Origin of the sequence: Neisseria subflava (assembly GCF_003044935.1) — a bacterium.
Lineage (GTDB): Bacteria > Pseudomonadota > Gammaproteobacteria > Burkholderiales > Neisseriaceae > Neisseria > Neisseria subflava_E.
Window position 1 is genome coordinate 174,833 of the sequence record NZ_POXP01000002.1, and the last position, 26,408, is coordinate 201,240.

The window sequence follows — 26,408 nt, forward strand, 5'->3', positions numbered from 1 at the left end:
CGTGAATTATTTTGACATTCAGGCCGTCTGAAAACTAAAAGAAATAAAAAAATGCGTTACTTAGCTTCCCTCTTATTATTGTGTTCCGCCTTAACCCATGCCGCGCCGCAAAACGGCTTTGCCTTGGTTCATGATGCCGACGGACACACCAACTTACGCGAACGCCCCGATTTGAAAGCCAAAGTCTTGGCAAAAATTCCCAACGGCACACCGTTGGAATGTATAGAAGAACTCAGTGAAAACAGGTCGGACTTCTGTTTTGTTCAGCTGCAACAGGCAAACGCCGACGATTCTGGCTTTATCCATTACAGCCGTTTAACATTTCCCGCCTCCGACAAAAACTTCGTCCGCCTGCGCGAACAATCTGGTCATGACGATACACTGACTTTGTCCGGCAACGGTCAAAAGGTACACATCGTAGCCCGCCGCATTCACCCAAAACGCAGTGATTTCTCGGGTATCAGCAAAGACAAATACACCGCGCGATTCTATCAAGGCAAACCTTTCTATGGTACAGACTACGTCATCCCCAAAAGCGTGTTCGCGCTTGAGCGTATCACGCTAAACGGTCAAGCGGTTCCCGCTGCCGAACTGCAAGGACTGTTCTCGCCCGATTTTGCCGCCACCGCACGCGGCAGCAATGTATATCAAGGCTGGAAAGCCTATTACCGCCACAGCGATAAGACGCTTTACCTGTTCGGCAGACAAGGTTCGGACGGTGATCCTTTCGGCGTCTGCTTTATATTTAAGGACAGCAAATTCCAGCGCCGTTATTTATGGGGTGCTGCGATTTAAATATCGCTCGAAAGGCCGTCTGAAACCATGATTCAAATCCAATCCCTCTCCCACCATTATCCCAAAGCCGAAACTGCCGCGCTGGACAATGTGTCGTTCGATATTGCCGACGGCGAATGTTTGGGGCTGCTCGGCCACAACGGTGCGGGGAAAACGACGCTGATGTCGCTTTTGGCCGGCTTGCAGGAAGTACGGCAGGGCGAAATTTTGTTTGACGGCAAGCCGTTGCGCCTGTTAAGCCGCAACGAGCGGCAAAAAATCGGTTTGGTGCCGCAGGATTTCGCGTTTTATCCGCAGCTTTCGGTGTGGGACAACCTGCTGTTTTTCGCCTCACTTTACAAAGTGCGCGACAAAGGCCGTCTGAACACGCTGTTGGAGCAGACCGACCTGACCACCCACAAAAACAAAGCGGCAAAGCATCTTTCGGGCGGGCTTAAACGCCGTCTGAATTTTGCCATCGGCCTGATTAACTCTCCACAACTGGTGTTCCTCGACGAAATCACGGTAGGCATCGACCCGCAGTCGCGCCGCTTTATCCTCGACAGCGTGGCGGATTTGACACGGCAGGGAGTAACCGTGGTTTATACCTCACACTATCTGTCGGAAATTGAGCAGCTTTGCGACAAAATCGCGCTGCTGCAGCACGGCAAGCTGGTGTACCACGGCGGTTTGGACGAGCTTTTAAGTACGCAAACAGGTGTCGTGCTCTTTACCGTCGAACCGCCACTGCCGCCTCAAACGCTGACTGCTTTGGGTGCCAAGCAAGTGGACAGCCGCGGCATGATGGAAACGACGCACGATGCCGCCGCCGTTTACGCCGCCCTGCAACAAAGCGGCGCACAAATCCGCTACTTCCAGCAGGGACACGGTTCGCTGGAAACGTTTTACCTTGATTTCCTGCGCAAAGACAAACCGGCAACAGATAAGCAAAATCCACAATGACGATTTCCTCCCTCCTCAAAGAACTCAAACTGCTCTGCCGCGACCTGCACGGTTTGGCCGTGTTGTTTGTGATGCCCATCGCCTTCATGCTGATTATGTCGTTGGCGCTAAGCCGCGACCAAGATCCGCACACTGACAGCCGTATCGCGCTGGTTGGTGCAACAAACGACAGTATCAATACCGCGCTGGCCGCCGCTCTGGAAAAAGAGCAGATTCATGTTACGCGGACGCCGTCTGAAAAACTGACCGACGCGCAAAACGGCCTACACGACAAGCGTTTTCAACTGGTGCTGCACAACCCGAACCCCGCTTCCGGCAAAATCGCCGACGACAAAGCCCTGCAAATCTATGTACCGCCCGATACCGAGCCTTCATGGCTGGCGGCTGTCAAAGGCGTTTTGCAGCAGCACTACACCGAAACGCGGCTAGACGCCTATTTCGACAACAACGACGGCATCAAAATCGACAATAAAAAACTGCCCCGCTCCATCCGTAAAGACATCCAGAAAAAAGTCGATGAAAAAAACGACGAACAATTCGCCGCCGTGCGCAGCTTTTTAGATAAAAAAATGCTGGAAGAACACTATCTGAGTGCAGGCAGCGGCACGGTGGAAAAACCCAACGCCGTACAACACAGCGTTCCCGCATGGCTGATTTTCGGTATGTTTTTCATCATGATACCGCTGTCGAACGTTATGGCGCTGGAACGCCAGACCAACACCATCACCCGCCTGCGTCTCGCCCGCGCCTCCGCGTCCGGCCTGATTGCCGCCAAACTCGTTCCCTATTTCCTGATTAACCAGCTTCAGTTTGTCGGAATGCTGCTGCTCGGCCGCTACCTATTACCCGAAATCGGCGTACCCGCCCTCATACTCAACGGCAGCCTTGTTCCCTACGCGTTGCTGTCCGCTGCCGTCAGTGCCTCCGCCCTTGGCTACGCGCTATTAATCAGCGTCTGCTCCAAATCCACCGAACACGCCGTCGTCCTCGGCGGCGGCGGCATTATCCTGATGGCGGCAATCGGCGGCATTATGGTGCCTGCACACGTCATGCCCGAAACCATGCAGCAACTTACTTGGATTTCCCCGATGGCTTGGGGCTTGAAGGCTTTTCAGGAATTACTGCTCAACCGCAGCGGCTTGAATGGAATCGGCCAGTATCTGCTCTTATTGTCTGCATTCTCTTTTACCACACTGACTGCTGCCGTATTGGTTTATCGTAGGCAGTTGCAGACGCAGGTAAGGTTTTAAACGTTTGTCTGCCCGAAGTAGAAAACTTATTTCTCAAAACCATTCCTATAAAACTTCAGGCCGTCTGAAATTATCTTTCAGACGGCCTGATGCTTGATATGCTATGGATTGTTTCAATAACAAAATATACTCAACAAAATACCAAAATTCAAACGCAAAAAAACCTGCTTTTTTTCAAAGCAGGTTTTTATATTTGGTGGGTCGTGAGCGATTCGAACGCTCGACCAACGGATTAAAAGTCCGCTGCTCTACCGACTGAGCTAACGACCCGATAAGCTGTGCATTATAGAGATGGGGCACACAGCTGTCAACACTTTTTTAAACTTTTTTATTCGACGACGATTTTCGGGAAGCGGCTGCTGAAGTCTTTGCCTTTATCGGCAATGGCCAGTGCAATTTGGAAGGCGGCTTCGGTGTAGATGTCGGCGATAGTTTGGTTGTTTTCAAACAAGGCCGAAGATGTACCGCTGTCCATGGCTTCGCGTACAGGCAGGCTCAACGGAAGCTGGCCGAGCAATGGTACGTTCAAACGCTCTGCCAGGTTTTTACCGCCTTCTGCGCCAAAGATTGCTTCAGCATGGCCGCAGTTGGTGCAAATATGGACAGACATGTTTTCCAAAACGCCCAAAATCGGAATATTGACTTTGTTGAACATATCCACGGCTTTGCGTGCATCAATCAGGGCGATGTCTTGCGGCGTGGTGACGACAACGGAGCCGGTTACGGGGATTTTTTGCGACAGGGTCAATTGGATATCGCCGGTACCGGGCGGCAGGTCAATGAAGAGATAATCGACATTGTCCCATTCGCTTTGGAACATAAGCTGTTGCAAGGCTTGGCTGACCATCGGGCCGCGCCAAACGACGGCTTGGTCGGTATCGACCAGAAAACCGATGGACATCACTTGAATGCCGCTTTCGGCTTCAACGGGAATGAGTTTTTTGTTTTGTTGGTCGGGTTTGCGGTCTTGTACGCCGAGCATGGTGGGCTGGCTTGGGCCGTACAGGTCGGCATCGAGTACGCCGACGCGCGCGCCCATTCTGGCCATTGCGGTGGCAAGGTTGGCAGTGGTCGTTGATTTGCCGACGCCGCCTTTGCCCGATGCAACGGCGATAATGTTTTTCACGCCTTTGATGGTTGCTACGCCGGGTTGAACTTTATGCGTACCGATTTCGGTATCGATACTCAAGTGAATGTGGGTATCGCCGGTATGCGAAATGACGGCTTCTTGAACGGCGTTGGCAATGTCTGCGGCAATATGGGCAACTGGGAACGCGAATTTCAGGCCGATATGCAGGCCGTCTGAATGCTCTTCCAGAAGCGAAACGGCTTTTTCGCTGCCCAAAGTGCGTATTGTGGTGGGAATCAACACGGCATCGAGTGCGGTTCGGATGGCTGGGATATTCATAATCTGCCTCTTGAATGTGGGAAATTGTTTATGTGCGCGATTTGTCGTGCGACAAATCTGCCAAATTATACCCTTGAACGCCATGTAAGGGATACGCCCGAAAAACTTCAGGCTGCCTGAAACATCGGGCAGCCTGAAAAGAGGGGCAACTGAAACGCGGCCTTATTCGCTCAAGAGCGCAATGTCGGCAACTGCGTTCATTTGTTCTGCCAAGCGGTTCAGCAGGTTCAAACGGTTTTGCTTCACGGCGGCATCTTCAGCCATAACCATCACGCCGTCGAAGAATGCATCGACTTGCGGCTTGACGGAAGCCAGTTCGGACAAAGCAGTTTGGAAATTGCCTTCGGCAACGGCGGCGGCAATTTTCGGCTGCAAACCTTGCGCGGCAGCATACAGGGCTTTTTCTTCGTCTTGTTGCAACAGGCTTTCGTTAACCGCGCCCAACTCGGCATCGGCTTTTTTCAGCAGGTTTTGCACGCGTTTGTTGGCTGCGGCCAATGCGGCGGCTTCGGGCAGCTGTTTGAACGCGGCAACGGCCTGCAGTTTGGCCACTACGTCGTCCAAACGGCGCGGCTGTTTCGCCAATACGGCGGCAACGATGTCTTGCGGATAATCGTTTTGCAGCAACACGGCCAAACGCGCCTGCATGAAGTCGGCGGTTTCAGACGGCGTTTTCTCGTTGAGCAAACCTTGCGGGAAGCTGTTGAAGGCCGTCTGAATCAGTTCGTTTACGTCCAAACCGTACTGCATCAGCATACGCAAAATACCCAAGGCGGCACGGCGCAGGGCGTATGGGTCTTTGTCGCCGGTCGGAATCAGGCCGATGCCCCAAATGCCGACCAAGGTTTCCAGTTTATCGGCCAAAGCAACGGCGGTTGCCACTTTGCCCTCTGGCAGGTTGTCGCCGGCAAAACGCGGTTGGTAATGTTGCTCGATGGCTTCGGCGATTTCTTCGGTTTCGCCGTCCAAGCGGGCATAGTATTTACCCATGGTGCCTTGCAGTTCGGGGAACTCGCCGACCATTTCGGTTACCAAGTCGGCTTTGGCCAAACGTGCGGCGCGCTCGGCTGCGGCGGCATCCGCACCCAAAGCTTTGGCGATATGGGCGGCAATGCTTTGCAGGCGTTCGATGCGCTCGGCTTGCGAACCGATTTTGTTGTGGTAAACCACGCTGGACAATTTCGGCAGGCGGCTTTCCAAAGTCGCTTTTTGGTCTTGTTTGTAGAAGAACTCGGCATCAGACAGGCGCGCGCGCAAAACGCGTTCGTTGCCTTGGATGATGTGTGACGAATCTTCGGTTTGCAGATTGGACACCAGCAGGAAGCGGTTCATCAACTTGCCGTTTTGGTCGAGCAGCGGGAAGTATTTTTGGTTTTGCTGCATGGTCAGAATCAAACATTCCTGCGGTACGGCGAGGAAGTGTTCTTCAAAACCGGCTTCCAATACCACAGGCCATTCGACCAATGCGGTCACTTCGTCCAACAATGCTTCATCGGCGGCAACGGTCGCGTTCAGACGGCCTGCCTGCTCGTTCAAGGCCGTCTGAATGGCGGCTTTGCGTTCGGCAAACGATGCTTCCACTTTGCCTTGCTCGCGCATTTGTGCGGCGTAGCTGTCGGCATTTTCAATGGCGATTTCGCCACTGGAGAGGAAACGGTGACCCAATGTTTTGTTGCCGCTTTGCAGGCCCAAGACGTTGACGTTTACGATGTCGCCGCCGTGCAGCACGATCAGCCCGTGAACGGGGCGCACGAAGGTAAACGTGCTGCTGCCCCAACGCATCACTTTCGGAATCGGCAGTTTCTTAACCGCTTGATTGATAATATCTTCCAAGAGCTCGCCCAGCGGTTTGCCGGTTTGGACGTATTCGTAGGCGTACACGTCTTGCTTGCCGTCGTGGACGATGGTCAAGTCTTCGATTTTCGCACCCGCACCGCGCGCAAAACCTTCCAAAGCCTTAGTCGGCGCACCGTCTTTCATGGTATTCGCCACGGCAGGGCCTTTTTTCACAATTTTTTGATCGGCTTGAACGGCTTTCACGTTTTTGACTTGAACGGCCAAACGGCGCGGAGAAGCGTAGGCAGTGTATTCGGCTGCGCCGTCAATCAGTTGCGCCTTTTCCAAGCCTTCGGCAACGGAAGCGGCAAAATGGTTGCCCAAATTATTGAGGGCTTTTGGCGGGAGTTCTTCAGTGAGAAGTTCGATTAAAAGGGTTTGGGTTGTCATGTGCTTATCGTTAAATAGGAAATTGGTTGACGTCTGAATACGGCATCATGCGGTTTTCAGACGCAAGGTTAATTGAATTGACGGCGATTTTATCATTTTCAGACGGCCTGTGGCTGTCTTTCACAAACAATTTGCCCGATTTTCAAGCCACTTCGTCCGCAACAGCTTCAATTCGCAGCGCGGATATACGGCAAACCACTGGTTTCGTCGTATTCGGGAATGTCGCTTCCGGCAAACAGCGCACCGGCCAAACGCACGGCCGCGCCGGTAACGGCCGGGGAAATCATAAAGCCGTGGCGGAACAGGCCGTTGACTTCAATCAGGCGGCGTTCGCGGTTGAAGCGGATTTCGGGGTTGTGGTGGTTTAAAGTCGGGCGCAGGCCGGTGGTCAGTTCCAAAAGGTTTGCCTCGCCAAATGCCGGATGCACGGCGTACAGCGCGGACAAAAGTTCCAAACCGGAACGCACGCTGGCCGGCGCTTGGCTTTCGCTTTCGATTTGGGTCGCACCAATCACAAAAATATGGTTTTCCTTCGGCGCGATATACAAAGGATAGCGCGGATGCAGCAGACGCACGGGGCGGGACAGCTCAATTTCGGGGGCGTAAACGCGCGCCACTTCGCCGCGAACGCCGCGCAAAACGCTTTCAGACGGCCTGTTCCACGCGCTCTTTGCACCATAACCGCGGCAGTCAATGACCCAATCGTATTGCGCTGCCAAATCTTCGACTTCGCGTTCGCACGACCAATGACACGCTACATTCATCGACTCCAAAGCATCGGCCAACGCATTCAATACCTGCCGTCCGTCCAACTGCCCTTCTGTCGGCAGATACAGGCCGTCTGAAAACCGCCCTGCCAGTTGCGGCTCGTTGGCTGCGATTTCATCCGCGTTCCAACGTATGGTTTCATGTTCCGCCACGCCGCCGCGCTTCAAATGACGGGCAAACTCGGCAGAAAGCGGCTTGTCCTGCGTGTGCCAGACAATCAGGCTGCCGTTTTCCTGCATCATCACCGGCGTATTCAGGCGGCCGACAATCGCGCGCCAAAGCGCAATGCTTTGTTTGCCCAAACGGATGACTTCGGGCGTTGCCTCCACCGCTTCGGCAGACGGCGCCAGCATGGCCGCGGCAACATAAGCGGCGGCTTGCGCGCCGTTGCGTTCGCCTTTCTCAAACAACTCGACCGAAATGCCCTGCTCTGCCAGTTGGAACGCCATCAGACGGCCCGACAGACCGCCACCGAGTACCGTAACCTTAGACATCAGTTTCTCCTTGTTTTTAATATATAAATAAGCAGCATATTTTAGAACTTGTTTTGCTATATCACAATATCGACACAAAATGAGAACAGTTTTTGCATACCATGCTCAAACTGAATCAGTAATACGCAAACAAAAAGCTTCCCTCTATACCCGACAGTTACCGCTTCAAGCTGCCAATCAGCTTTTATAAAAATATCTTCCTTACATAAAACCTACTATTTGAAGTGAGTGTGTTGCGACGGCAAATCAAATTATATTGACGCGTTAAATACGCCTGCCTGCTTATCCGAACTTCACTTCTGCCCCGAATACTTCCTGCCATAGTTTTCGCACATTGCCGTAGTGGGTCAGCAACTCGTCCGTTACTTCGGTTTTTTTGGCATCGCGCAGTTTGGTGTTGTGTTGCTGCTGGCGGTAGAAGCGGTAGGCGGTGCGGCTTTGTTCGGCGAGGGTTTTGTCGATGAGGCCGCAGTCGGCGGCGATGTTCAATAGGGCGATGTTGCCGTAGTTATCGAGGAGTTGCGGATACTGGCGGGCATGGGCAAGTATCAGATATTGGACGATAAATTCAACATCGACCACGCCGCCGCGCGCGTATTTGACGTTGCTGTCGGCAGGCGGGTGGGTGGGAAACATTTTTTCGCGCATTTCGATGATTTCGCCTGCTAAAACGGTTTGGTCGCGTTCAGCGGTCAGCATCTCAGTACGGATACGATCGAAGGCCGTCTGAACATCAGGCGTACCGCAGATAAAACGGGCGCGGGTGAGGGACTGGTGTTCCCATGTCCATGCGTTTTCACGTTGGTATTTTTCAAAGGCAGCGATGCTGTGGGCGAGGAAACCTGCATCGCCGTTGGGACGCAGGCGCAGGTCGGTTTCGTAGAGGCTGCCTGCGCCGGTAGCGGCGGAAAGCCAGTTGGTTAGGCGGCGGGCGAGGCGGCTGTACACGTCGCCTGCATCGGGATGAGGGTCGTCATAAAGATAGACCAAGTCGAGATCGGAGGAATAGCTGAGCTCTTTACCGCCCAGTCTGCCGTAGCCGATGATGGCAAATTGCGGCGCATCACGGTGTTTTTTGGGCATATCCGCCCACGCGCACGGCAGGGCGGCGGCAAGGATGGTGTCGGCAAGTGCGGAGAGCTGGTCGGAAAGTGATTCTACCGTCCACAATCCGGCAAGGTCTTGAACGGCTAGGCGGAAGACTTGGGCGTGTTGGAAATGGCGCAGTGTGTCCATTTGTGCTTCGGTGTCGCCGCCGCAGGCTTTGAGATCGTTTGAAAGTGAGGCGGCAAGGGCCGGCCAGTCGAACGCGGTATCCAAAAGCTGCGTGCTGATGAGTTCGTCCAGCAAAATCGGATATTTGCTCAGATACGCCGCCACCCATGAGCTTTGGCTCATGATTTGTGCCAGATGAGCCAAGGTTTGCGGATGTTCGTTGAGGAAGGCGAGATAGGCGGAGCGGCGGCTGATGTTTTCGAGAAAGTCAAACAGCCGCATTAATGTGTCGGTCGGGTTGGGTTGCTCGGCCGCCGCCTGTACCAACAGCGGCACAATGGCGTCGAAACGCGGCTGGGCGTGGGCGGAAAGGTGGCGGTATTTATGGCCGTTGCGGATTTGGTCAAGCCGCGTGGCGATGGTTTCGGCATCAAACCCATATTCTTTCAGACGGCCTAGCCGTTCTTCTTCATCGGGTTTTTCCTGCCATGCCCATTGCCATTCGCTGTTGCTTTGCGTTTGCTCTTCGGGTTCACTCAAAATTTCGTTGAACAACTGATTGACTTTGTTCCGATGCACATTGAGGCCGTCTGAAAAAGCAGCATAGCTGTCGAAACCCATGCTTTCGGCGAGCAGTTGTTGCTGTTCGGGCGAGGTGGGCAGAGTTTGGGTTTGCTGGTCGTCCCAGTATTGCAGGCGGTGTTCGACGTCGCGCAGGAATCGGTAGGCGGCCAGCAGGGTTTCGACGTTTTCAGACGGCATGATGCCCAGCTCGGCAAGTTTCTTCAGCGTTTCCTGCGTGCCTTTCAGTTGCAGCGCGCGCATTTGTCCGCCGCGTATCATTTGGAAAATTTGGGCGATAAATTCGACTTCGCGGATGCCGCCCGCGCCGAGTTTGATGTTGTCCGCCATACCTTTTTTGCTGACTTCGCTGCGGATTTGGCGGTGCAGGTTGCGCATCGCTTCATACGCGCTGTAATCCAGATATTTGCGGAACACAAAGGGGCGCACCAGCGATTTGATGTCGTTCGGATACGGCGTAACCACGCGGCCTTTGCACCACGCATAACGCTCCCATTCGCGCCCCTGTGTAATCAGATATTGCTCCAGCGCGGTTTCACTCAACACCAGCGCGCCCGAATCGCCGTCCGGCCGCAGCCGCATATCGACGCGGAACACCTGCCCGTCGGCGGTAATGTCGTTCAACAATGCAATCAATTTCTGCCCGACTTTGGTGAAAAACTCCTGATTCCCCCGTTCGCGCCTGCCGTCGGTGTCGCCCGATTCGGGATAGACGAAAATCAAATCGATGTCGGAAGACACGTTCAACTCATAGCCGCCCGCCTTGCCCATCGCTACCACGCTCAAATGCTGCGGCGATTTCGTATAACGCCCGATCGGCGTGCCGTACATATCCCGATAATAGGCGTAGGAAAAGTCCAATGCGGTATTGACGGCAAAATCGGCAAACAGCGTAATCGTGCGGGTTACTTCGTTCAAATCGCTGATGCGGTTTATATCGCGCACGATAATCTGCGACACGACATAGCGGCGCAACTCGCGCAACTGCCGCGCCAATTCTTCCTCGTTTTCTTCCGCGCGGATTTTGTCCCAATCGGCAAAAGCTTGAAAATCAGCTTCGGTCAAAACCTTGTCCAACATGGGCAGGAAAATTTCAGGCTTGAGTTTGCCGTTGTCGAGCTGGCGGGCGAGAAAAAGGGAATAACGGCGGGCAGTATCGAGGCGGTTCATAATCTTTGCCTGAATAAACAGAAAAGACCATCATAGCAAGGTTTCAGGCCGTCTGAAACCCACGCTTTCCCCTATCCGTGCAATCGGCTAAAATACCAACCTTTGCAACCCCACATAAGGAAACCACCATGACCCGTATGGTTCACTGCGTCAAACTCGGCAAAGAAGCCGAAGGCATGAAATTTCCGCCGCTGCCCAACGAATTGGGCAAACGCATTTTTGAAAACGTTTCCCAAGAAGCATGGATGGCTTGGACCCGTCACCAAACCATGCTGATCAACGAAAACCGCTTAAGCCTTGCCGATCCGCGCGCGCGCGAATACCTCGCCCAGCAGATGGAACAATACTTCTTCGGCGACGGAGCAGATGCCGTACAAGGCTACGTTCCGCAAGAGCCTAAATAAGCATTGAAAAGCCAAGGCCGTCTGAAACCCGATTTTCAGACGGCCTTTAAAATTCCCGATTGCCCCGCATATTAGGCAAATAGAACAGATAAATCATACAAACCCATGATTCTCTGTTAGAATCCAAATTTCATTTATTTCAATCCACACTGGAGCAAACGCCATGCAAAACGACGTTTACGACTATACCTCGCAAGGCTCGGTTGCCAAAAATACCGTCCTGCAAAAAACCTACCGCCTGCTCGGCCTGTCTTTCATTCCTGCCATTGCCGGCGCATTCTTTTCCGCCAAAACAGGCTTTAACATTTTCGCCATGTTCGGTTCATACTATGTTGCCCTGGCCGCCTTCTTCGGCTTTTTCTACGGCATGACCTTCCTGATCGAGAAAAACCGTTACAGCAACGTCGGCGTAGCCCTGTTGATGATCTTCACTTTCGGTATGGGCCTTGCCATTAGCCCTATGTTGCAATACACCCTGTCTATTAACAACGGCGCGCAAATCGTCGGCACAGCCGCCGCCATGACCGCCGGTGTATTCTTCACCATGTCCGCTATGGCACGCCGCACCACAATGAACATGAACAAACTCGGCAGCTTCCTCGGTGCCGGCGCCATCGTGCTCATGATTGCCGTTGTGGCCAACATCTTCCTCAACATCCCTGCCCTGAGCCTGACCATCGCGGCCGGCTTCGTTGTCTTCAGTTCCCTGATGATTATGTGGCAGGTGCGTGCCGTTATCGACGGTGGTGAAGACAGCCACATCAGCGCGGCGCTGACCATCTTCATCTCCATCTACAACATTTTCAGCAGCCTCTTGAGAATCCTCATCTCTATTAGCGGTGACGACTGATAAAGCCGCAAAGGCCGTCTGAAATTTCAGACGGCCTTTTTGATTTTTGACATCACCGGCAAACTCCCCTATCCTGAACGTACACAAACCCCATTCCCAACCCAAAATGACCACGACCACTCCGCGCCGTGCAGTGTACGCAGGCAGCTTCGACCCTCCCACCCTCGGCCACCTGTGGATGATACAGGAAGCCCAATCCCTCTTTGACGAACTCATTGTCGCCATCGGCACCAATCCCGAAAAGCGCAGCACCTACACCATAGAAGAACGCCGCGCCATGCTCGATGCCATTACCCACCCCTTCCCCAATGTCCGCATCAGCGTGTTTGAAAACCGCTTTTTGGTCGATTATGCCCGCGAAGCCAAAGCCAATTTTATCGTCCGCGGCATCCGTTCCGCCGCCGACTACGAATACGAACGCTCGATGCGCTACATCAACAGCGACATCGCCCCCGAAATCTCCACCGTCTTCCTGATGCCGCCGCGCGAAATAGCCGAAGTATCCTCCACCATGGTCAAAGGCCTGGTCGGCCCACAAGGCTGGCGCGACATGATAGGCCGCTACCTCCCCGACCCCGTCTATCAAAAAATCCTGCAAGACCACGAAACAAACACATAAAACAAAGGCCGTCCGAACATTTCAGACGGCCTTCCAATTTTCATTGATTATTTACGGGCAGACGTCAACGCCTGCAGGTTTTGATTCAACGTTTCCATGTCCAACCAACCGGCGGCAATAAACAGCATCAAAATCACCGTACCCACACACAGCACGCCGATACCATACAACAGATAGCCCACCAAAACACGGCCTACCGTCGCATTCCCCATCCACATCAAACCGCGTACCTGCACCACAAAAACCCAAGCCTGCCACAGCAGCGCAAACGCAGCCAACGCCGGCACATACAACACCAGCAACAGCGGCAGCAGCAAAGCCTCAGACACCAAAATAAAGCCCCACAAAGGCAACCGGGGCGCACCGTAATAATGCAGCACCTTGCGCATCGAGCGGCTCAACACCAACCATTTCACAATCACCAAAATCACCGACAGGCACACCGCCGCCGCGCCACTGCCAAACAAAGGCGACATGCTGGCCGCGTTCACCACACCCAACAGCAGCAACACCGCCGCCATCACCAAAGGTGAATACAAATACGTCTCCGGCGAACGATAGCGCAAACGCAAAACATCCCACATATCACGAACAAACACATACAGCATGGCATAAATCCAAAGCAAAAAAGCCGATTGTATCTTAGGCCGTCTGAAAATCAAACCAGCAAACCTAAAAACCGCCAATTAAAACGAAAAATAATTCAATACAAAACAAAATCTTAATTTACCGCCTCAAAAATAAAGCCTACAAACGCTTGCACAAGGCAACGAAATTTGGTTTAATTCACATCTCGCAACGAAACACGCGAAGGCCAGATAGCTCAGTTGGTAGAGCAACGGATTGAAAATCCGTGTGTCGGCGGTTCGATTCCGCCTCTGGCCACCACCAACCGCATTGAAGCGGTTATTTTTTTGTCTATACAATTTGCACGCATGTTTTAAGCGCAAATCCCGTTCCAGACCATGCGTCCCGATTTCCACACAAGGCCGTCTGAAAAATTTCAGACGGCCGTTGTTCATGTTGGCATGGCATAAAAATCCGCTTCTCCGCTCCATTCCGACAGAATACGGCGCTTCCATCCAAATCGGTTGAAACCTTCGTGAACATACTGAATATGAATAAAGTTCAAGGCAGGTCGGTTTACTATATAATACCGTCCAAACCAACCATAACTTACTCATTGCAGGGAAGATAATGAAAAAAGTGCTGATTATGCATTACTCGCAAACGGGGCAGCTCTCCAGCCTGGCGCGAAATTTTGCCGCGCCGTTGCAAACAGCCGGGATACAGGTCGATTGCGTCAATATCGTACCGGAGCAGGCATTTCCGTTTCCATGGCCGTTTTGGCGTTTTTTCGATACTTTTCCTGAAACCGTCCATTTAAAACCCGCCCCGATTCTGCCACCGCAAATTCCATCCGAAGATTACGATGTGGTGGTTATTGCCTACACCGTTTGGTTCCTCTCTCCTTCGCAACCGATTACCGCCTTTTTGCAACGCGAAGAAACGCGCCGCCTGTTAGACGGCAAACCGGTCATCACGCTTATCGGCTGCCGCAATATGTGGCTGGGCGCGCAGGAAAAAATGAAATCTTTGCTGAAACAAAACGGCGCCAAACTCATCGGCAACATCGTAAAAATCGATGACTGCAACAGCGCGGCAAGTTTCATTACCACGCCCGCATGGATGCTGACCGGCGACAAACGCTATTTCCGCTCCCTGCCCTCCGCCGGCATTGCTGAAGAAGAATTGGCGGATGCGGCGCGGTTTGGGACGAAATTGCGCGATACACTATTGAACCAACAGCCTTTGGACGAAACCCTGTTTCAAAATATGGGTGCGGCGACAGTGAATGAAAAACTGATTTTCAGCGAACGCGCCGCCGGTCGCAGCTTCTTCATCTGGGGCAAGCTTTTGATGGCGGCAGGCCGTATTTCTCCGCTCTTGCGCCATGCCTTGTTGTGCTTCTACATCGTCTTTTTATTGGCGATGATTTTGGTGGTTTTACCCATCAGTGTAATTTTGAAAAAACTGCTGCATCCGCTGCTCAAAGGCCGTCTGAAAAAGCTGGCGGACTATTATGAACAACCGTCAGGCAGATAATCTGTTTCAGACGGCTTCAAACCAGGAATCCATCATGCCCGAAGTTATCCACTACCCCGAACGCCGTCGCTTTCAAATCGACATTGACGGTTTGGAAGCAGGCTATATCAGCTATACCGAACATAATGGCGGCTGGGACGTAAACCATACCGTGGTCTCGCCCAACTTCCGTCATCGCGGCATTGCCAAACTGCTGGTGAGCGCGCTGATGGAATACGCCGAAACACACAACATCCCGTTAACTGCAAGCTGCGACTACGCGGCGCGGTTTATCGGTTGATTATTTTGACAACCACATCATGACATCGAATAACACACTCAAAGACGTTTATCTCAACCGCGTTTCTGCCTTTTTGCCCAATGCCCCTGTCGGCAATGACGAGATGGAAGCCGTCCTCGGCATGGCAGGCGATGTGCCTTCACGCGTGCGCCGTATGATTTTGCGTTCCAACGGCATTTTGTCGCGCCATTACGCCATCGATCCCGAAAGCCGCCGCACGACGCACACCAATGCCGAGTTGGCTGCCGAAGCGGTCAATGGCCTGTTTGCCCAAGGCGTTCCAGCAGAAGCCATAGGCAGCCTGGCGTGCGCCACTTCCTACCCTGACCAAACCATGCCCGGACACGGTGTGATGGTGCATGGTTTGCTGGATATGCCGCCTTGCGAAGTGTTCAGCATGGCAGGCGTATGCGCGGCAGGCATGGCGGCGATGAAACACGCCTACAACGCCGTGCGTACCGGCGAACACGCACATGCGCTTTCCGTTGCTTCCGAAAACGCCTCGGCGGTCATGCGGGGCGAAGTATTTCAAAGTGAAACCGACCATAAAAAACTGGAAAACGCGTCCCCCGAAATCGGGTTTGAAAAAGACTTTTTGCGCTGGATGCTGTCTGACGGCGCAGGCGCGGTGTATCTGTCCGACCGCCCCAATTCAGACGGCCTCAGCCTGAAAATCCATTGGATAGACCTGCTTTCCTACGCCAACGAAATGCCGCCCTGCATGTATGCCGGCGCAGAATTCCGCGACGGCGTCTTTGAAGGCTGGAAACATACCGATGCCGATTACGGCCGCCGCCACAGCCTGATGGCGGTCAAGCAGGACGTCAAACTGCTGAACGAAAACATCGTCCGCTATACGGTGGAAAAACCCCTCTCCCAAATCGCCGCCAAACACGGCATCCGCGCCGAAGAAATCGATTGGTTCCTGCCCCACTACTCTTCCGGCTTTTTCCGCGACCGCCTTTCAGACGGCCTGAAAAACATCGGCTTCGACATTCCGCAGGAAAAATGGTTTACCAATCTGCACAGCAAGGGCAACACGGGTTCGGCCTCGATTTACATCATCCTTGAAGAATTTCTGCGCACCTTTCCCATCGAACACGGCCAAAAAATCCTGTGTTACGTTCCGGAAAGCGGACGCTTTTCAACATGTTTCATGCTTTTGGAAGCAGTAAAGGCCGTCTGAATGAAAATTGACGACATTCCTCAAGACAACAGCGCCAGCTACCACGGCCACCGCAAAGTCATCTACGGCACTCGCGACGGCCACTACGAAGCGGCCACCAGCAACGGTTGGCAGGACGAAGCCTACGCCACCGAAATGGCGGTGTGCGAACTCGATGCCCAAACGCAGGCCGCGCGCGAAGCCGTCGAAAAAGGCGAATATTCGCCGCTGTACTACCATATGTTCCGCTGTCGTTATGATGAAACCGGCTTGGCCATGGCGGCAGGCGTATGGAAATGGCAGCTGCGTCGGCATTTCCGTCCCGAAGTGTTCGCCAAACTACCTGCCAAAACCCTGCAAAAATACGCCGATGCCTGCCAAATCAGCATAGATGACCTCAAACAAACCGATATTTAAAGTCCCTCATGATTACCCTGCATTCGCTCGATCAATCCCGCGCCCTGCGCATTGTTTGGCTGCTTGAAATCCTCGGCACGCCCTACCGCCTGCAAACCTACCGCCGTCATCCCGACACTTTGCTCGCCCCTAACGAACTCAAAGCCATCCATCCCTTGGGCAAATCGCCCTTATTGGATGATGACGGCTTTATCTTGGCGGAAAGCGGCGCGATTACCGACTATCTGATTCAAACCTACGGCAACGGCCGCTTGATGCCCGAACGCGGCAGCCGCGAATACTGGCAATATCAACGCTGGCTACATTATGCCGAAGGTTCGCTGATGCCGTTATTGCTGCTCGGACTGGTGTTCCGCCGGATTGAAAGCGCGCCCATGCCGTTTTTCGTCAAACCGATTGCCCGCAAAATCAGCGGCAGCGTCAAAAGCAGCTTTATCCATCCGCAAGCCGCCCTGCATCTTTCCCACATTGACAGCGAGTTGGAAAACCGCGAATGGTTGGTCGGCAACAGCCTCAGCGGTGCCGACATCATGATGAGCTATCCGCTGCAAGCCGCGGCCGACCGCTTCGACTTTGCCGACTACCCCAATATCCGCGCTTATTTGCAGCGCATCGAAGCGCATGAAGCCTACCGCCGCGCCGTTGAAAAAGCTGGTTCGCCTTTATTGAAACTCGACCAATAAAACAAGGCCGTCTGAAATATTTTCAGACGGCCTGAAACCTTGGTTCACTTATCGAATAGCTTTGCGGTAAACGGCGTTTTTACCCAAACGCCGTCCGAGTGCTTTGTTCCCCATCGCCGTTCCACTATAATGGCAACCCATATCCTTCTAAAAAAATAACACCATGCCAACCGACAACCGCCCGACTCTTGCCATCGACACCAGCACATCCTTTCTGTCCATCGCATTGGAACATCAAGGCGAAATCCGCCTGTTTCACGAAAACGTCGGCACCAAGCAATCCGAACAAATCCTGCCGCAAATCGAACGCCTCTTCAAAGAAGCAGGCATCACGGCCGCCGATTTGGGCTGCATCGTTTATGCACAAGGTCCCGGCGCATTTACCGGCCTGCGTATCGGCGCGGCGGTTGCACAAGGTTTGGCCACGCCGTTTGACACGCCCATGATCGGCATTCCCTGCCTCGATGCCGCCGCTTCGCTGCTGCCGCCATCAAGCTGCATACTGGCGGCCACCGATGCGCGCATGGGCGAAGTGTTCTACGCATGGTTTGATACGCAAAACCACGTCCGCTTGAGCGATTACACGGTTGGCAAAGCCGCCACCATTATTGCGCCCGAAGGCCAAACGCCTAGCGGCGGCGTCGGCAATGCCTTTGCCCTCGCCGACAAACCGCCTTTTGACGGTCAAGCCGATATGCCGACTGCCGCCGACTATCTCAAACTTGCCCGCAGCGGCCGCTATCTTGCTACTGACGCGGCGCACGCCGAGCTACTCTACGTCCGCAACAAAATTGCCCTGACCGCGCAAGAGCAAGCCCAACAAAAGGCCAAACCGTGAACCTGCCCCCAGCCGTACTTGCCGACTGCCCCGCCCTTGCCGCCATCGACGCACAAGGTAATCCTTCGCCGTGGACGGTGCAGCAGTTTGAATCGGCGGTTCAACACCATCCCGACAGCATTTGGCTCAGCCAGACCGACCACCAAATTACCGGTTTTATCGTATGGCAAACCGTATTTGACGAGTCCGAGCTACACCTGATTGCCGTCGCGCCCGAATACCGCCGCCAAGGCATTGCGTCCGCCCTGCTGCAACACTGGCAAAACGCAGTGCAACAGCAAGGCGCGACCCGATTGCTGCTCGAAGTCCGCGCAAGCAATGAAACCGCGCAACAGCTCTACCGCAAACACGGCTTCCAAACCTGCGGCCGCCGCAAAAACTACTACGCCCTGCCCGACGGTGGCAGCGAAGATGCCGTATTGATGGAGAAATCATGTTAAGCAGCCGCTACCTGCACCTGCACGAAGCCTTGGGCTTGGGCCCGATGTGGCTGAACCGAAACGCCAAAATCATCCATGCTGCGCCTCAAACCGCAGCATCAGCCGCACCCGTCCGCCCCAAAACCATTGCTGCCGATACCGCGCAAGCCGTGCGCACTTTATCCGCAGGCGCCCATCATGCACGCACTGCCGCCATTGCCACTGCGCAAACGGCCAAACCTGCTGCCCGCATTCCCGAAGCGGCACCCAAAGCCATTTACGAAACACCGGCAAAAACAGAAAAAGCCGCGCATTCAGACAATCTGCCCCGTCTTGACGTAACCATCAGGCCGTCTGAAATCATGGTGGTCAGCATTTGTCCGTCCACCGAAGACAGCCTGCACGGTACGCTGTTTAGCGGCGACGTCGGCACGCTTCTCGACAACATCCTCGCCGCCATCGGCCTCAAACCCGAGCAGGCGCACAAAACCGCGTGGGTCAAAACCGCGCCTGTATTTACCGCCCTGCCCGATGCCGAACACATCCGTTCCGAGCTTGCCGAAATGCAAAACGAGCTGACCGCTTCGCAAGCGCGCGCAGTCTTGTTCCTCGGCAAAATCTTTGATAGCCCAGACATGATCGGGCTGATGAATGAATTGTGCGCAGAGCGGCCGCATTTCGTCATCCCCCATCCCGCCCGCCTGCTGATGCAGCCGCAACTCAAAGCGCAGGCATGGCAAATCTTAAAGCCATTGAAACAGCTTTTGGCCAAGGCCGTCTGAACATTCTGTTCAACCTGACATCAGGTTTTTCACCAACAAAAAGGGCGTGTTCGACACGCCCTAATATTTTTCAATATTCCGCCGAATGCCAGAAAGGCTGACCCACCGTCGGCGTGCTGGCGCGCGCTTTCTCACGCGCCTCCACAGGTTCCGCCTCATAAGCCAGACGGCCCGACTCGACCGCAAGCGCAAAAGCGCGTGCCATATTGACCGGATCGCCGCTACGGGAAACGGCAGTGTTCAGCAACACGCCGTCAAAACCCCATTCCATCACTTGTGCCGCCTGCGAAGGCAAACCCAAACCGGCATCAATAATCAACGGCGTGTCGGGCAGACGTTCGCGCAGGACTTTCAACGCATAAGCATGAACCGCGCCCAAACCCGTGCCAATCGGCGCCGCCCACGGCATCAACGCCTGACAGCCTGCGTCAAGCAGTCGGCGGCAGGCAATCAAATCTTCAGTGCAATAAGGCAGCACCTTGAAGCCATCTTTAATCAGGATTTCCGCCGCCTCGACCAGTTGGAACACGTCGGGCTGCAACGTGTCATCATCGCCGATAAGTTCGAGCTTAATCCAATCGGTATCAAACACTTCGCGCGCCATTTGCGCAGTGGTCACAGCTTCCTGTACGCTTTGACAGCCTGCGGTATTGGGCAACACAGGCACACCCATTTCTTCCAACAACGACCAAAAACCCTGCCCGTGCGCTTCGCCGCCGCTGCCGGCGCGGCGCAATGAAACGGTAATCATCGCCGGTTGCGCGATTTGAACAGACTGCTTGAGGATTTCCGGCGTCGGATAAGCAGCCGTACCGAGTAGCAGCCGTGAAGGGAAAGTTTCTCCATATAGGGTAAACATGATGGATTCCTTTGTAATATTATTTTTGGGGCGATAGCCTTCTGAAAAATCGGTTCAGATAGTTTCCAAATAGTTTTCAAGTCCTTCCGCGACCTTAGTCGGAATAAACTCGGTAATTGTGTATTTCGCTACGCCTTCTCGGTGAAATGGGTCTTCTGCAATTAACTTTTCCACCTGTTCCCTGCCTGATGCTTTCATCAGGATAATGCCGCCTGTCCGCGGCTGTTTGCGTCCAGACATCACAAATACACCTGCTTGATAATACCGTTCAAGATACGCAATATGCTCGGACAGGTAGGTTTCAACCGCAGCCAAGTCTTTAATATATTCCAACGATACGATAAACATTTCTTTTCCTTTTCTCAGCATTAAACCAATAGCGCAGCTATACACGCAGTAAAACCGCTTATCCGCCGACTACGGGGCGCACAATGTCCACTTTGTCGTTTTCGTTTAAAACCGTTTCCGCATACGCGCCTTTGGCGACAAACTGGGTATTGACGGCAACGGCAAACGGTTTCTGCGGCGCGGTTTGGGCGATAAGGTCGGCAACGGTTGTGCCGTTTAATGTGATGGCTTCATTGTTTAATATAATCTTCATAATGCTGCTCCTCTTGTCAGACTTCTTATTTTCAGACGGCCTTATTCATCCCACAAAGCCTGAAACGCTTTAACCACGGCTTCGGGATTTTCCGCTTCGGTAACGGCGCGGACGACGGCGAGGGAGGAAACGCCGGTGGCAAGTACATCTTCAGCGTTGTTCAAATCGATGCCGCCGATGGCGACGACGGGTATGCCGCGAGCCTGTTTCACATATTCGCGCAGTTTCTCCAAGCCTTGCGGGGCGGTGGGCATTTGTTTGGTCGTGGTCGGAAAAATCGCGCCGCTGGCGACGTAGCTAGGTTGTACGGACAAGGCGCGATCGAGTTCGGCAACAGAGTGCGTACTCAAGCCCAAGCGCAAACCGGCAGCTTCAATCGCGGCTAGGTCGGCAGTGTCCATGTCTTCCTGCCCGAGATGCACGCCGTATGCACCTGCGGCAATCGCTTCGCGCCAGTGGTCGTTGATGAAAAGCTGGGTTGCACTGTTTTGACAGGCTACGACGCAACGTTCGATTTCGCGTTTCAACTCGTCGCCATGCAGGATTTTACAGCGCAGTTGCACCGTGTCGGCACCTGCTTTGACCATGCGCTCGACCCAGTCAGCAGTGGGAACAACGGCGTAAAATTTCAGGGGAGATTTGAGTGGCGGGAAGGTCATAACGGCTCCGAAAGGAATAATTCGTTGTTATATTATCAGAAAAGGCCGTCTGAATAATATTTGTTTTCAGACGGCCTGATTGAAAAAATGAATATTGCCCTATTCGGCTTTGGCTTTATAAAAATATGAACATACTGATGGGTTATCAAAATGAGTGCCATATTGGCGCCCCACATTCGGAGACCCAACCCATGAAAAAAATTTCTCTTGTTAGCCGCCCTTCCCTTACTGTTTACCACTTATTCAAATGCCGCCACGCCTAAAGCGGAAGCTTCAAAACCAGCTTCGGCACACAAACAAACCAAGCAGCGTTTTTCCGGCAAAATCACCGGCTATCAAACCGCCGAGCATTTGTTCTCCGTACGCAAGGGCGACCGCCTGCGCATCAGTAAAACCGGCAGCCCTAACGCCTATTTCAACGTATGGGCACCCAAAGACGATGAAGCCGTATTTAACGGTTCGGCACAAGGCGATAAATTTGACGGTATCGCTACCCAATCGGGCAAATATAAAGTGCAGGTCTATATGATGCGCGCCCAAGCCCGCCGTAACACTACTGCCCATTACGCCGTAAACGTCATCAAAAACTAAGGGGCTGACGTAGATTAGCCCTAAATTCCACACCAATCTCGCAGGATTTTAAGCTGTTGAGACGGTGTGCCGAAGTTAAATCGAAATTCGCATTCTTTCAAGAACAGCGGGAAAGATTTGCGATCGATTCCGTTGTATTTTCGCAAGAAACGTTTTGCCTGATTCCAAAAATTCTCAATGCCGTTAATGTGGTTCTGACGGTCGACAAATTCCTTGGAATGGTTGATGCGGTAATGGATAAAACCGCTCACGTCCAACTTATCATAGCTGCTCAGGCTATCCGTGTAAACAATGCTGTCCGGCATGATTTTCTTTTTGATGACAGGGAATAACGTTTCAGACTTGGCATTATCCACCACAACGGTATAGACCCGTCCGTTGCGTTTCAGAATGCCGAAGACAACCACTTTTCCTGCCGCACCTCGACCACGTCTGCCTTTACGCTGTCCGCCGAAATAGCTTTCGTCCAGCTCGACAGAGCCCTCGAAAACCTCATCGGCAGCCAAGGCCAAATGATGGATGATGACATACATATTTTGCGGTAGAATAGAGTTATTTATCCTGCGACTAGGTAGAAGGCGCGGAAAGTCCGGCAGAACTGGTCAGCCTGATTGAAAGCGGCGACTACGAAGCCCTGCTTGCCGAAGATTCGGACGAACATGGCCAAGGCCACGAACATCATTGCGGCTGCGGCTGTTCCCTCGGCTGAGTCAGCCTGCCCATATTATCTACCGCCTCGATTTTCATATTAAAAGGAGACTTACCAGCATGATAAGCAAAGCAAAATTCAATACCGTTGTCGGCAGCATAGGAGCGGCAATAGGTATTTTCGTATTTGTCGCCTATATCCCCCAAATTATCGCCAATATGCAAGGGGCAAAGGCGCAGCCGTGGCAACCTCTGTTTGCAGCAGTATCCTGTCTGATTTGGGTTTTGTACGGTTGGAGCAAAGAACCCCGGAAAGACTGGATTCTGATTATACCCAACGCAGTCGGCGTGATATTGGGATTTCTGACTTTTCTGACTTCGCTTTAAACAAGGGGCTAATCTACGTCAGCCCCAAAACTAAACGCCCTCATGATGTAAAGCTTTAAAAAACAGCAAAGGCCGTCTGAAAATTGAAATTTCAGACGGCCTTTTAAACGGTTTGAAAAGGACGTATCGAACACGTCTTTTTTTTCCTATTACAACAGGAACATGGTTGCTAATCCCAAGAAAATCAGGAAGCCGCCGGAGTCGGTAACCGCGGTAATCAGCACCGAGCTGCCCAATGCCGGGTCGCGTCCGGCTTTGTCCATCATGACGGGAATGAGGACGCCGACGGTCGCGGCCAGCAAAAGGTTCAAGGTCATCGCGGCCACCATGACCAAACCGATGCCGATGTTGCCGTAGAGCAGCCATGAAATCACGCCCATTACCGTGCCCCAAATAATGCCGTTGACGAGGGCGACGCCGACTTCTTTTTTCAGCAGGCGGCCTGCCTGCGTACTGGTCATTTGTCCCATTGCCATGGCGCGGACGATCATGGTGATGGTTTGGTTGCCGGAGTTGCCGCCGATGCCGGCGACGATGGGCATCAGCGCAGCCAGTGCGACGATTTTCTCGATACTGCCTTCAAATGCGCCAATTACGCGGCTGGCGATAAAGGCGGTACACAGGTTGATGGCAAGCCACATCCAGCGGTTTTTCACCGAGTCCCAAATCGGGGCGAACAAGTCCTCTTCTTCTTGCAAACCGGCCATGTTAAACATGTCGGCTTCGGATTCTTCACGGATCACGTCCACCATTTCGTCAATGGTGATCCTGCCGATCAGCTTTTTGTTTTCATCGACAACCGGCGCGGTGACCAAGTCATAACGTTCAAACGCCTGTGCCGCTTCTTCCACGTCGTCTTCGGGACGGAAGCGCACGACATCGGTGGCCATCACGTCCGCCACCATGTCTTCGGGGTCGGCGACCAAGAGTTTGCGGATGGGCAACACGCCTTGCAACACGTCGTTTTCATCAACCACGAAAATCTTGTCGGTATGGTCGGGCAGGCTGTCGAAACGGCGCAAGTAGCGCAATACGACTTCACACGCCACATCGGCGCGGATGCTGACCAATTCAAAGTCCATAATCGCGCCGACTTGGTTGTCTTCGTAAGACATCGCCGCTTTGACCTGCTCGCGTTCTTCTTCATCACGCGTTTGCAGCGCTTCGTACACCACTTGGTGCGGCAGGTCGTCTGCCAGCTCTGCCAATTCGTCTGCATCCAAATCATCGACGGCGGCCAACAGCTCGTCTTTGTCCATGGACTCGATCAGCGTTTCGCGTACGGCGTCGGATACTTCCAGCAATACTTCGCCGTCGTCTTCCGGGGCGACCAAAAGCCAGACGATGTTACGCTCGCGCGGCGGCAGGGATTCCAAGACGGCGGCCACGTCGGCAGGGTGCAGCTCGGCCAAGAGGACGGTCAGCTCGGTGAACTTGTCGCGCAGGCTTTCGTCTTCAATCGGCACGCCTGCTTCGATTTGTTCAAAGGACGGCTCGAGGATTTCGCATAAGGCGTGGATGCGGTCGATATCGTCAGAGATGCGATCGTCAGAAATGCGGTCTTCCACCGCTTCATTGTCGGGGGTATGGTCGAGATTCGGAGGGGTTTGTTCGATGCTCATAAATGCTCCGCCCGCCGGACGCGGGGAGGCATTTCGGCGGGATGATTATGGTTGTTGTGTGTCTGATGGGAAGTTCAAAGGCGAACTGGGAAGGTCCATAATTCGAGCCTGCTGAGAGGCGCAGAGTTGTAAACGGTGCATATTCTACTCTTTTTTAGGCCGTTTTACCATTTTTAACGGGAAAGGCCGTCTGAAAGCGGGTGATAACGACACCCCTTTTTTTTCAGACGGCCTGATGATTTGATTTTATTTGTTTCGCCTGCCGAACGCTTCCCTGACCACGTCCAACCAAGCCCTTAAGGCCGGCGTCGGGCGTTGGTGTTTTTTCCATGCCATGGTGAGCTGCCAGCGGATTTCGGGTTCGACCAAAGGAATGGCGGCAAAGACATCGGGATTGATTTTTCGGGCATAGTATTCGGGCAACAAGGCAATGCCCATATTGTGCGCCACCATGTCGGCAACCAAATTCCATTGTCCGGTACGGCAGACAACATTGGGCGTAAAACCTTGATTGCGGCAGGCCGTCTGAATGGTTTCGTTGAGGGAAAAACCGGCGCCGAACAGAATGAAGGGCTCGTGTTGCAGGCTTTTGAGCGTCAGTGCATCGTGTCTTGCCCGACTTTTCGGCATCAAGACCACCAGCGGATAGTCGCACAACGTGATGCTGTCGAAGTCTTCGTGAACCGGCGCGAGCAGCTGTCCGGCATCGAGTTCGTTGTTGCGCAATGATTGCTCGATGGCGAGCGAGCCTTGTTCCAAAAACGACAATTCGATGTCCGGCCATTTTTGGTGGAAATCAAACAGCGCATGACTGAGCAAATCGCTGCCAAACAAAGCCAAGCCCAAACGCAGCGTCCCGCTTTTGACATGGCGGTAATCGTCAATGCGGGCCAGTAGCAAATCGCGTTCGTGTAGAAGGTTTAACGCGTGGCGATAGACTTCTTCGCCGATAGCAGTCGGCTGTACCTGCCGCTTTTTGCGTCCGTTTTCTTTGCACAAAAGCGGTACGCCCAATTCTTCTTCCAAAGCCTGAATGATTTTGCTGACCGTCGGCTGCGTCAAATTCAACGCGGAAGCCGTGGCCGAAAAACTTTGCAGGCGGATGAGTTCGGCAAAACAATACAGGCTTTTGAAGTCCATTATTCCTCTAGGGCATGATTATTCGTTTAATAATTCATATTATGCAGAAACCAGGTTTCTATAATCAAGCCTTTCATTCAACACACACCCATATCATGGATTCCCTCACCAGATTTTTTCAGACGGCCTTGCCGCTTGCCATCATCGGCGCAGTATGGGGCGTCTCCGACCTTATCGTCCGCTTCACGCATCTGCCTATTTCTTCAGGCGTATTGGGCTTGTTCCTCATGCTCGCCCTTTTGGGGCTCGGCATCATCCGCCCAGGCATGGTTGACCGCGGCGCAAAATGGGCATTGGGCGAACTCGTCTTTTTCTTCATCCCCATCATGGTTTCCGTCTTGCAATATCAAGACCTGCTGATGTCCGAAGGTTGGCAGCTGATTTTGACCATCGCCGTCGGCACCGCGCTCGTGATGATCAGCACCGCCCTAACCCTCGATTTCTGCTACCGCTGGAAACGCCGTCTCTACAAAAAACTCCACTCCTAA

Annotated in this window: 28 protein-coding genes, 2 tRNA genes and 1 pseudogene; 18 read left to right on the plus strand and 13 right to left on the minus strand. The window is 53.3% G+C overall.

The genetic code is table 11. The features are described 5' to 3' along the window. The first annotated feature begins 51 nt into the window (after positions 1 to 51). The 3 genes from DBY95_RS06435 to DBY95_RS06445 are packed head-to-tail and all read left to right on the plus strand — an operon-like array spanning position 52 to position 2,987. Positions 52 to 795 carry an SH3 domain-containing protein gene (locus DBY95_RS06435; protein ID WP_107723781.1) on the plus strand — a complete coding sequence of 248 codons (744 nt, stop codon included), beginning with the start codon at positions 52 to 54 and terminating at the stop codon, positions 793 to 795. A gap of 27 nt (positions 796 to 822) precedes the next feature. Beyond that, the gene (locus DBY95_RS06440; protein ID WP_107723782.1) at positions 823 to 1,737 is read left to right on the plus strand and encodes an ABC transporter ATP-binding protein; all 915 of its coding nucleotides are present in this window, start codon (positions 823 to 825) and stop codon (positions 1,735 to 1,737) included. Further along, complete coding sequence (locus DBY95_RS06445) at positions 1,734 to 2,987, plus strand: ABC transporter permease (protein WP_107723783.1); 1,254 nt, start codon at positions 1,734 to 1,736, stop codon at positions 2,985 to 2,987. Before DBY95_RS06440 ends, DBY95_RS06445 begins: the two co-directional genes overlap by 4 nt. A 194-nt stretch (positions 2,988 to 3,181) precedes the next feature. Here the strand turns inward: DBY95_RS06445 and DBY95_RS06450 are convergent. The 5 genes from DBY95_RS06450 to glnE all read right to left on the minus strand — a co-directional run bounded on the left by DBY95_RS06450 (position 3,182) and on the right by glnE (position 10,850). Next, positions 3,182 to 3,257 (minus strand) — tRNA-Lys (locus DBY95_RS06450). Between the two features lie 58 nt (positions 3,258 to 3,315). Next, a complete protein-coding gene (apbC, locus tag DBY95_RS06455) occupies positions 3,316 to 4,395 on the minus strand; it encodes an iron-sulfur cluster carrier protein ApbC (RefSeq protein WP_107723784.1) in 1,080 nt (359 codons plus the stop codon). Positions 4,396 to 4,557: 162 nt separating this feature from the next. Continuing rightward, positions 4,558 to 6,621 carry a glycine--tRNA ligase subunit beta gene (gene glyS, locus DBY95_RS06460; RefSeq protein WP_107723785.1) on the minus strand — a complete coding sequence of 688 codons (2,064 nt, stop codon included), beginning with the start codon at positions 6,619 to 6,621 and terminating at the stop codon, positions 4,558 to 4,560. Between the two features lie 167 nt (positions 6,622 to 6,788). Beyond that, positions 6,789 to 7,883, minus strand: a complete 1,095-nt coding sequence (locus tag DBY95_RS06465) for an FAD-dependent oxidoreductase (protein WP_107723786.1) — start codon at positions 7,881 to 7,883, stop codon at positions 6,789 to 6,791. A gap of 282 nt (positions 7,884 to 8,165) precedes the next feature. Continuing rightward, positions 8,166 to 10,850 carry a bifunctional [glutamate--ammonia ligase]-adenylyl-L-tyrosine phosphorylase/[glutamate--ammonia-ligase] adenylyltransferase gene (glnE, locus tag DBY95_RS06470; RefSeq protein WP_107723787.1) on the minus strand — a complete coding sequence of 895 codons (2,685 nt, stop codon included), beginning with the start codon at positions 10,848 to 10,850 and terminating at the stop codon, positions 8,166 to 8,168. Between the two features lie 128 nt (positions 10,851 to 10,978). Between glnE and DBY95_RS06475 the strand changes: the two genes are divergently transcribed. The 3 genes from DBY95_RS06475 (at position 10,979) to coaD (ending at position 12,723) form a co-directional block, all read left to right on the plus strand. Continuing rightward, positions 10,979 to 11,254, plus strand: a complete 276-nt coding sequence (locus DBY95_RS06475) for an oxidative damage protection protein (protein WP_003682648.1) — start codon at positions 10,979 to 10,981, stop codon at positions 11,252 to 11,254. Positions 11,255 to 11,417: 163 nt separating this feature from the next. Next, positions 11,418 to 12,104, plus strand: coding sequence for a Bax inhibitor-1 family protein (locus DBY95_RS06480; protein ID WP_107723788.1), 687 nt, complete (start codon positions 11,418 to 11,420; stop codon positions 12,102 to 12,104). Between the two features lie 106 nt (positions 12,105 to 12,210). Further along, complete coding sequence (gene coaD / locus DBY95_RS06485; RefSeq protein ID WP_049345008.1) at positions 12,211 to 12,723, plus strand: pantetheine-phosphate adenylyltransferase; 513 nt, start codon at positions 12,211 to 12,213, stop codon at positions 12,721 to 12,723. A 47-nt stretch (positions 12,724 to 12,770) separates the two neighbouring features. On the opposite strand, the gene DBY95_RS06490 is transcribed toward coaD, so the two are convergent. Then, a complete protein-coding gene (locus DBY95_RS06490; RefSeq protein WP_049336656.1) occupies positions 12,771 to 13,331 on the minus strand; it encodes a hypothetical protein in 561 nt (186 codons plus the stop codon). A gap of 204 nt (positions 13,332 to 13,535) precedes the next feature. Here DBY95_RS06490 and DBY95_RS06495 point away from each other — a divergent pair. The 9 genes from DBY95_RS06495 (at position 13,536) to DBY95_RS06535 (ending at position 19,413) form a co-directional block, all read left to right on the plus strand. Beyond that, a tRNA-Phe gene (locus DBY95_RS06495) sits at positions 13,536 to 13,611 on the plus strand. A gap of 309 nt (positions 13,612 to 13,920) precedes the next feature. Continuing rightward, positions 13,921 to 14,829: a hypothetical protein gene (locus DBY95_RS06500; protein ID WP_107723789.1), complete on the plus strand. Its 909-nt coding sequence runs from the start codon at positions 13,921 to 13,923 to the stop codon at positions 14,827 to 14,829. Then, positions 14,807 to 15,109, plus strand: coding sequence for a GNAT family N-acetyltransferase (locus DBY95_RS06505; RefSeq protein WP_283114128.1), 303 nt, complete (start codon positions 14,807 to 14,809; stop codon positions 15,107 to 15,109). The genes DBY95_RS06500 and DBY95_RS06505 overlap by 23 nt, the downstream gene beginning before the upstream one ends. Positions 15,110 to 15,128: 19 nt before the next feature. Next, positions 15,129 to 16,295, plus strand: a complete 1,167-nt coding sequence (locus DBY95_RS06510) for a beta-ketoacyl-ACP synthase III (protein WP_107723790.1) — start codon at positions 15,129 to 15,131, stop codon at positions 16,293 to 16,295. Beyond that, complete coding sequence (locus DBY95_RS06515; protein ID WP_107723791.1) at positions 16,296 to 16,691, plus strand: hypothetical protein; 396 nt, start codon at positions 16,296 to 16,298, stop codon at positions 16,689 to 16,691. Between the two features lie 8 nt (positions 16,692 to 16,699). Next, entirely contained in the window at positions 16,700 to 17,374 is a 675-nt protein-coding gene (locus DBY95_RS06520; protein WP_107723792.1) for a glutathione S-transferase family protein, read from the plus strand. A 163-nt stretch (positions 17,375 to 17,537) separates the two neighbouring features. After that, positions 17,538 to 18,212, plus strand: a complete 675-nt coding sequence (gene tsaB / locus DBY95_RS06525; protein ID WP_107723793.1) for a tRNA (adenosine(37)-N6)-threonylcarbamoyltransferase complex dimerization subunit type 1 TsaB — start codon at positions 17,538 to 17,540, stop codon at positions 18,210 to 18,212. Beyond that, positions 18,209 to 18,652 (plus strand): ribosomal protein S18-alanine N-acetyltransferase, encoded by a 444-nt coding sequence (rimI, locus tag DBY95_RS06530; RefSeq protein WP_107723794.1) that lies wholly within the window; start codon positions 18,209 to 18,211, stop codon positions 18,650 to 18,652. The genes tsaB and rimI overlap by 4 nt, the downstream gene beginning before the upstream one ends. Beyond that, positions 18,646 to 19,413, plus strand: coding sequence for a uracil-DNA glycosylase family protein (locus tag DBY95_RS06535; protein WP_107723795.1), 768 nt, complete (start codon positions 18,646 to 18,648; stop codon positions 19,411 to 19,413). Before rimI ends, DBY95_RS06535 begins: the two co-directional genes overlap by 7 nt. 70 nt (positions 19,414 to 19,483) lie before the next feature. On the opposite strand, the gene DBY95_RS06540 is transcribed toward DBY95_RS06535, so the two are convergent. From DBY95_RS06540 to thiE, 4 genes are read right to left on the minus strand one after another with little or no spacing between them, the layout of a single operon-like run. After that, a complete protein-coding gene (locus DBY95_RS06540) occupies positions 19,484 to 20,272 on the minus strand; it encodes a thiazole synthase (RefSeq protein WP_049332237.1) in 789 nt (262 codons plus the stop codon). Between the two features lie 54 nt (positions 20,273 to 20,326). Further along, positions 20,327 to 20,620, minus strand: a complete 294-nt coding sequence (locus DBY95_RS06545) for a YciI family protein (RefSeq protein ID WP_039861865.1) — start codon at positions 20,618 to 20,620, stop codon at positions 20,327 to 20,329. A 58-nt stretch (positions 20,621 to 20,678) separates the two neighbouring features. Next, entirely contained in the window at positions 20,679 to 20,873 is a 195-nt protein-coding gene (thiS, locus tag DBY95_RS06550) for a sulfur carrier protein ThiS (RefSeq protein WP_004518965.1), read from the minus strand. Between the two features lie 41 nt (positions 20,874 to 20,914). After that, positions 20,915 to 21,532: a thiamine phosphate synthase gene (gene thiE / locus DBY95_RS06555; protein WP_004518966.1), complete on the minus strand. Its 618-nt coding sequence runs from the start codon at positions 21,530 to 21,532 to the stop codon at positions 20,915 to 20,917. 207 nt (positions 21,533 to 21,739) lie between these two features. On the opposite strand from thiE, the gene DBY95_RS06560 reads away from it, so the two are divergent. Beyond that, the gene (locus DBY95_RS06560; RefSeq protein ID WP_004518967.1) at positions 21,740 to 22,123 is read left to right on the plus strand and encodes a hypothetical protein; all 384 of its coding nucleotides are present in this window, start codon (positions 21,740 to 21,742) and stop codon (positions 22,121 to 22,123) included. A 20-nt stretch (positions 22,124 to 22,143) separates the two neighbouring features. On the opposite strand, the pseudogene DBY95_RS06565 reads toward DBY95_RS06560, so the two are convergent. Next, positions 22,144 to 22,673: pseudogene (locus DBY95_RS06565) on the minus strand (IS1595 family transposase); the annotation flags it as partial. A gap of 218 nt (positions 22,674 to 22,891) precedes the next feature. Between DBY95_RS06565 and DBY95_RS06570 the strand changes: the two are divergent. Continuing rightward, positions 22,892 to 23,158 carry a SemiSWEET family transporter gene (locus DBY95_RS06570; protein WP_004518970.1) on the plus strand — a complete coding sequence of 89 codons (267 nt, stop codon included), beginning with the start codon at positions 22,892 to 22,894 and terminating at the stop codon, positions 23,156 to 23,158. A 149-nt stretch (positions 23,159 to 23,307) separates the two neighbouring features. Here the strand turns inward: DBY95_RS06570 and mgtE are convergent, their stop codons facing one another. Further along, positions 23,308 to 24,780 (minus strand): magnesium transporter, encoded by a 1,473-nt coding sequence (gene mgtE / locus DBY95_RS06575; RefSeq protein WP_004518972.1) that lies wholly within the window; start codon positions 24,778 to 24,780, stop codon positions 23,308 to 23,310. A 246-nt stretch (positions 24,781 to 25,026) separates the two neighbouring features. After that, entirely contained in the window at positions 25,027 to 25,920 is an 894-nt protein-coding gene (locus DBY95_RS06580; RefSeq protein ID WP_049331643.1) for a LysR family transcriptional regulator, read from the minus strand. 14 nt (positions 25,921 to 25,934) lie between these two features. Here DBY95_RS06580 and DBY95_RS06585 point away from each other — a divergent pair, with 14 nt between their 5' ends. Further along, complete coding sequence (locus tag DBY95_RS06585; protein WP_107723796.1) at positions 25,935 to 26,408, plus strand: CidA/LrgA family protein; 474 nt, start codon at positions 25,935 to 25,937, stop codon at positions 26,406 to 26,408.

Bases quoted from the DNA above. Each gene is read 5' to 3' on its own strand.
- DBY95_RS06480 (WP_107723788.1), top strand. From the start codon at position 11,418: ATGCAAAACGACGTTTACGACTATACCTCGCAAGGCTCGGTTGCCAAA.
- coaD (WP_049345008.1), top strand. From the start codon at position 12,211: ATGACCACGACCACTCCGCGCCGTGCAGTGTACGCAGGCAGCTTCGAC.
- DBY95_RS06435 (WP_107723781.1), top strand. From the start codon at position 52: ATGCGTTACTTAGCTTCCCTCTTATTATTGTGTTCCGCCTTAACCCAT.
- mgtE (WP_004518972.1), bottom strand. From the start codon at position 24,780: ATGAGCATCGAACAAACCCCTCCGAATCTCGACCATACCCCCGACAAT.
- DBY95_RS06580 (WP_049331643.1), bottom strand. From the start codon at position 25,920: ATGGACTTCAAAAGCCTGTATTGTTTTGCCGAACTCATCCGCCTGCAA.
- DBY95_RS06445 (WP_107723783.1), top strand. From the start codon at position 1,734: ATGACGATTTCCTCCCTCCTCAAAGAACTCAAACTGCTCTGCCGCGAC.
- glnE (WP_107723787.1), bottom strand. From the start codon at position 10,850: ATGAACCGCCTCGATACTGCCCGCCGTTATTCCCTTTTTCTCGCCCGC.
- DBY95_RS06535 (WP_107723795.1), top strand. From the start codon at position 18,646: ATGTTAAGCAGCCGCTACCTGCACCTGCACGAAGCCTTGGGCTTGGGC.
- DBY95_RS06490 (WP_049336656.1), bottom strand. From the start codon at position 13,331: ATGCTGTATGTGTTTGTTCGTGATATGTGGGATGTTTTGCGTTTGCGC.
- DBY95_RS06505 (WP_283114128.1), top strand. From the start codon at position 14,807: ATGAACAACCGTCAGGCAGATAATCTGTTTCAGACGGCTTCAAACCAG.
- glyS (WP_107723785.1), bottom strand. From the start codon at position 6,621: ATGACAACCCAAACCCTTTTAATCGAACTTCTCACTGAAGAACTCCCG.
- DBY95_RS06500 (WP_107723789.1), top strand. From the start codon at position 13,921: ATGAAAAAAGTGCTGATTATGCATTACTCGCAAACGGGGCAGCTCTCC.
- DBY95_RS06585 (WP_107723796.1), top strand. From the start codon at position 25,935: ATGATTATTCGTTTAATAATTCATATTATGCAGAAACCAGGTTTCTAT.
- DBY95_RS06515 (WP_107723791.1), top strand. From the start codon at position 16,296: ATGAAAATTGACGACATTCCTCAAGACAACAGCGCCAGCTACCACGGC.
- thiE (WP_004518966.1), bottom strand. From the start codon at position 21,532: ATGACCTTCCCGCCACTCAAATCTCCCCTGAAATTTTACGCCGTTGTT.
- DBY95_RS06440 (WP_107723782.1), top strand. From the start codon at position 823: ATGATTCAAATCCAATCCCTCTCCCACCATTATCCCAAAGCCGAAACT.
- tsaB (WP_107723793.1), top strand. From the start codon at position 17,538: ATGCCAACCGACAACCGCCCGACTCTTGCCATCGACACCAGCACATCC.
- thiS (WP_004518965.1), bottom strand. From the start codon at position 20,873: ATGAAGATTATATTAAACAATGAAGCCATCACATTAAACGGCACAACC.
- DBY95_RS06545 (WP_039861865.1), bottom strand. From the start codon at position 20,620: ATGTTTATCGTATCGTTGGAATATATTAAAGACTTGGCTGCGGTTGAA.
- DBY95_RS06510 (WP_107723790.1), top strand. From the start codon at position 15,129: ATGACATCGAATAACACACTCAAAGACGTTTATCTCAACCGCGTTTCT.
- DBY95_RS06570 (WP_004518970.1), top strand. From the start codon at position 22,892: ATGATAAGCAAAGCAAAATTCAATACCGTTGTCGGCAGCATAGGAGCG.
- DBY95_RS06465 (WP_107723786.1), bottom strand. From the start codon at position 7,883: ATGTCTAAGGTTACGGTACTCGGTGGCGGTCTGTCGGGCCGTCTGATG.
- DBY95_RS06520 (WP_107723792.1), top strand. From the start codon at position 16,700: ATGATTACCCTGCATTCGCTCGATCAATCCCGCGCCCTGCGCATTGTT.
- apbC (WP_107723784.1), bottom strand. From the start codon at position 4,395: ATGAATATCCCAGCCATCCGAACCGCACTCGATGCCGTGTTGATTCCC.
- DBY95_RS06540 (WP_049332237.1), bottom strand. From the start codon at position 20,272: ATGTTTACCCTATATGGAGAAACTTTCCCTTCACGGCTGCTACTCGGT.
- DBY95_RS06475 (WP_003682648.1), top strand. From the start codon at position 10,979: ATGACCCGTATGGTTCACTGCGTCAAACTCGGCAAAGAAGCCGAAGGC.